Genomic DNA, 3,414 nt, shown 5'->3' with positions numbered 1-3,414 from the left:
GACCACCAGCGCCGTGTCCGTCTGGATGCCGATCTTCATGCCGGCTTTGACCGGGAGGGGCTGAGGCAGTTGCGTAAACTTCACGGTGAGTTCGAGGCGACCGGTCACGATGTTCTCCGGGGTCAGTGGGGCGTCTTGGGGAAGCGCGGGCACGGGCGGCTGGGGGCGTTCGGCGCGCGGGCCTGGTTTAGGCGCGGCGCTCGACAGCCGATCTTGCGCGTTGGCGGCATCTTCCTCGCTCACGTCCCCGGCAGGCCGGCCCAGGAGGTCAACGCGCGGCGTTCCGGCGACCAGTGTCCGCGCCGATACTGCCCCAAGGCGGTGTCGCGTTGCAGCGCCAAGCGCACGGCGAGCGACGGATGTCCGGCGGCGATCAGATCACGATGGATGCCGATCTTGAGCGGGCGCGGTTGACCGGGATCGAAGCAGGCGGGAGACGCCGCGATCAAATCCAGCGGATGCGCGAGCAGACGGCGGACGACCTTGGCCTCAGCGGCACTGACCGTGCCCGACGGGCGACCGGCAAGATCGATCCGTGCGGCGTCCTTCAGCAGGCTTTGCAGATCGGCCGGCTGGGGATCAAGACAGCAGCAGATTGGTGAAGGGACGTGTATTTTTCCAACGGTACGCATGAAAATCGCGGCGATCCGTGCTGAGGATACGCCCGTGACCCAAGGCTTCCGCAAGCAGCACGAGCGAGGCATCAGCCAAATCCATTGGCAAATCGGCGTACGCTTTCATCAAGCGATCAAGCCGCTCGGCAGATGACGCATCGATCTCGAAGACCGTCATGCCTCCCTGCCGATACAGTTCGATGAATGCGATCTGCGCGCTCGTGCCACGCCGTTGCAGCAGCAAATGACAAACCTCCGTCATCACCGGCCAGGTCGTGATCAGGGGCTCCCGTAACGTGGCGAAAATCCGCACGGCCAGTGCATGATAGTCATCCCTGGGATTTCCCAAAGCGACCCAAAAACCCGTATCGGCAATGATCATGCCTTACTGGACCAGTCGAGCGTTTGCTTATAGCGGACAGAAAAATCCGGCTCGGCCTCGAAACTGCCGATAAAACCGACCTCCCGCGCTTTCTGTAACGCCTCCTGACCAGACAAGACAGGCGGCACTTTCCGATGGGCAGCGGCGAGAACGATCACCTCGACCTCCTGATCGGCAAACTCCGCGACAGGAAGATGCAGCATGCCGTCAGCGCTGATGCGGGCTGTCAGATGCAGGCTTTTCATCATGTCCGTACCCTCCGAGAGTTAGGTGGATCATCTTTTGGTGTCGTCGCCGATGGACGAGAAGAACAAGAAAAAACGCCGCACTGCCGAATGTACGCAGCTTGCGCTGCCCCCCGGCCTAACGTCCGAAACGTCGTGCGACGGATAGCAGTATAGGACGGACCGATGCCCGTTAAGCAACCGAGATCAGCAACCGACCTGCTCAGTTCATCCGCTCGGCAACGTCCAACGGACATTCGGCATCGCGGACCATGACACCCGGCGCGGTCTCGCCTTCCGCATAGCCACGCCGTACCACGTCCGCCAGATGCCGACCGGCGGCATGACAGCGCGCCCGATCCGCTTCTTGCAGCAGGAAAAACCGATTCTGTTCGCTCCTTGGCGACACGATGCAGCCATGATGACCAAGCCAAAAACCTCGATGGCACAGATCAACCCAGCGATGGAAGGCGCTCCAGGCTTCCCAGCGCGTGAAATGGCGGGGAGTCCAGGAGGAAGGCCACGGCACCTCGCCATTGACCCGCATCAATTCATGTCCATCGCTCACCGCGAAAAAGCCGAATTCGATCAGCGTGCCGGGCGGCCACAGCGGCGCGGACGCCGGGAGGTTGTCGGGATCGAGATCCAATAAGCGTTCCAGATCCATCCCATCGATGCCGGGCTCCAGCTCCTCGACTTGAAATGGCGCCAGATGCGAAGACTCGCGTTGCAGCCATTCGACGCTATCCGTTTCCGACAACGCCTCCATGGTGACGGGATTGGTCGCACGTTCGCGCAACTCGCCAATCAGCGCGCGCAGATCGGATTCATATTCATCCCGCGCGAAGGTCAGCCGGATAAAACCATCGGTGCCGGTCAACCGGTCTTCCAGCGCTGGTGCCAGTCCCTTGAGATCGAGTTCCCAGACAATCCGCTGTCGGTCGGGATGGCTCACGAAGATCGGCACTTCCAGGCCCGCGTCGTCCGCGATACCGCAGGTGCAGTTCAAGATCCAGTACGCGCCCGGTCGCGCCAGCGAATCGAGCAAACTGAAGCTATCCCAGACGATCCCACGCGCGGCCAGTTCGGGATGACAGAGCGGAAAAATGGGCGTCGCGTGCAGGATCACAGAGGGCGGATCGGCGAAACAGATCCCGGCATCGCGCGTTCGCCATCCCAGACTGGCGGGCAGATCCAGGAAGGGCTCGCGGCTGAACTCGCCGTCAGGATGCCGCTCCTCCATTGGCCTCACGCCGCCTTTTCGACCTCGACCGCCAGGCGCCGCCCCACGGCGAGCAAGGCCCGCTCCAGTGTCACCGCCTTACTGGCGTGGCGGGGATCAAGCAAACGCCGCGCCTCCTTTTCGTTGATACCCAAGCGCCGCGCAAGCTCGCTCGGTCCGATGCCGGTCTCACGCACGGCCAAGAACAGCGCCGCCTTGAGCGCGGTCTGGATCGGGACCGCCACCGGCTGTTCCTCGGGCTGGCTGGCCGAGGGCGCTGGAATCTCGCCCCGGTCGTCGATGCGCGCCGCCACGGCCTCCTCCAGGCAATCGGCCGCTTCTTGAAGCGCCTCATCGAGAGTCTCGCCTTGGGTGATCGCCTCCGGCCAGTCGCGAAAGGACACGACGAAGCCACCGGAAGGATCGGGCGTCAGGATCGCAGGATAGATGAATTGCATCGGGTGGAGGTACTCCGCTCACAGGTCGCTGAGGCTCAAGCCAAGCTGCCTGAGCATGGCATGCAGGGTGCCGGTCTTCAGCTCGTCCTTGGGGTTGCGCACGATGGTCAGCCGATGACCGAGATACAGCGTCACATGGCTCCCCTTGCCGCGCTTCTGGTCGACGTGGCAGGCAAGCCCCTGAGTCTTGGCGTAGCGTTGGACCCGCTGGATGAATTCCGCTCCCTTCATGCGCGACAGTATCGGACATTTTTGTCCGTTTATCTATCAGGATGGCAGAAACGCGGTGCTACTCCACCTTGGTCGAACGTTCCAAGTTCAACGCCAGCAGGCGGCGCAGGATCTCGGACTCGGGCATCGCGGGGCGGTAATCCTCCCAACCATAGGCGCTGGCAACCGTCGCATCGAGGGCTTGATGCGCGTGCTCCAGCCAGGCGGGACGGGCGTTATAGAGGTTGGTCAGGGTGCGCTTCTTCAACTCAGCGGCATGCTCGGGCTTGGGGACGATGCGCTC

The 3,414-nt window shown here is 62.7% G+C and carries 7 protein-coding genes and 1 pseudogene; all 8 read right to left on the bottom strand.

The annotated features are described in order from the left end of the window. Positions 1 to 243: pseudogene (locus CCR95_RS08190) on the bottom strand (hypothetical protein); the annotation flags it as partial. Then, a complete protein-coding gene (locus CCR95_RS08185) occupies positions 240 to 632 on the bottom strand; it encodes a ProQ/FINO family protein (protein ID WP_201093423.1) in 393 nt (130 codons plus the stop codon). The pseudogene CCR95_RS08190 and the gene CCR95_RS08185, both read right to left, overlap by 4 nt. Then, positions 580 to 996, bottom strand: coding sequence for a type II toxin-antitoxin system VapC family toxin (locus CCR95_RS08180; protein ID WP_201093421.1), 417 nt, complete (start codon positions 994 to 996; stop codon positions 580 to 582). Before CCR95_RS08180 ends, CCR95_RS08185 begins: the two co-directional genes overlap by 53 nt. Next, positions 993 to 1,244, bottom strand: coding sequence for a hypothetical protein (locus CCR95_RS08175; protein WP_201093413.1), 252 nt, complete (start codon positions 1,242 to 1,244; stop codon positions 993 to 995). Before CCR95_RS08175 ends, CCR95_RS08180 begins: the two co-directional genes overlap by 4 nt. Positions 1,245 to 1,443: 199 nt before the next feature. Beyond that, positions 1,444 to 2,463, bottom strand: a complete 1,020-nt coding sequence (locus CCR95_RS08170; RefSeq protein WP_201093412.1) for a hypothetical protein — start codon at positions 2,461 to 2,463, stop codon at positions 1,444 to 1,446. A 5-nt stretch (positions 2,464 to 2,468) separates the two neighbouring features. After that, entirely contained in the window at positions 2,469 to 2,900 is a 432-nt protein-coding gene (locus CCR95_RS08165) for a type II toxin-antitoxin system HicB family antitoxin (protein WP_201093411.1), read from the bottom strand. 18 nt (positions 2,901 to 2,918) lie between these two features. Next, positions 2,919 to 3,131: a type II toxin-antitoxin system HicA family toxin gene (locus tag CCR95_RS08160; protein WP_201093410.1), complete on the bottom strand. Its 213-nt coding sequence runs from the start codon at positions 3,129 to 3,131 to the stop codon at positions 2,919 to 2,921. A 58-nt stretch (positions 3,132 to 3,189) separates the two neighbouring features. Then, positions 3,190 to 3,414, bottom strand: a 225-nt coding sequence (locus CCR95_RS08155) for an adenine methyltransferase (RefSeq protein WP_201093409.1), incomplete at its 5' end; no start/stop codon positions are given.

It is taken from the genome of Thiocystis minor (assembly GCF_016653465.1).
GTDB classification, from domain to species: Bacteria; Pseudomonadota; Gammaproteobacteria; order Chromatiales; family Chromatiaceae; genus Chromatium; species Chromatium minus.
Note: the sequence above shows the minus strand (reverse complement) of the source record. Positions and strands in the feature narration are given on the sequence as shown.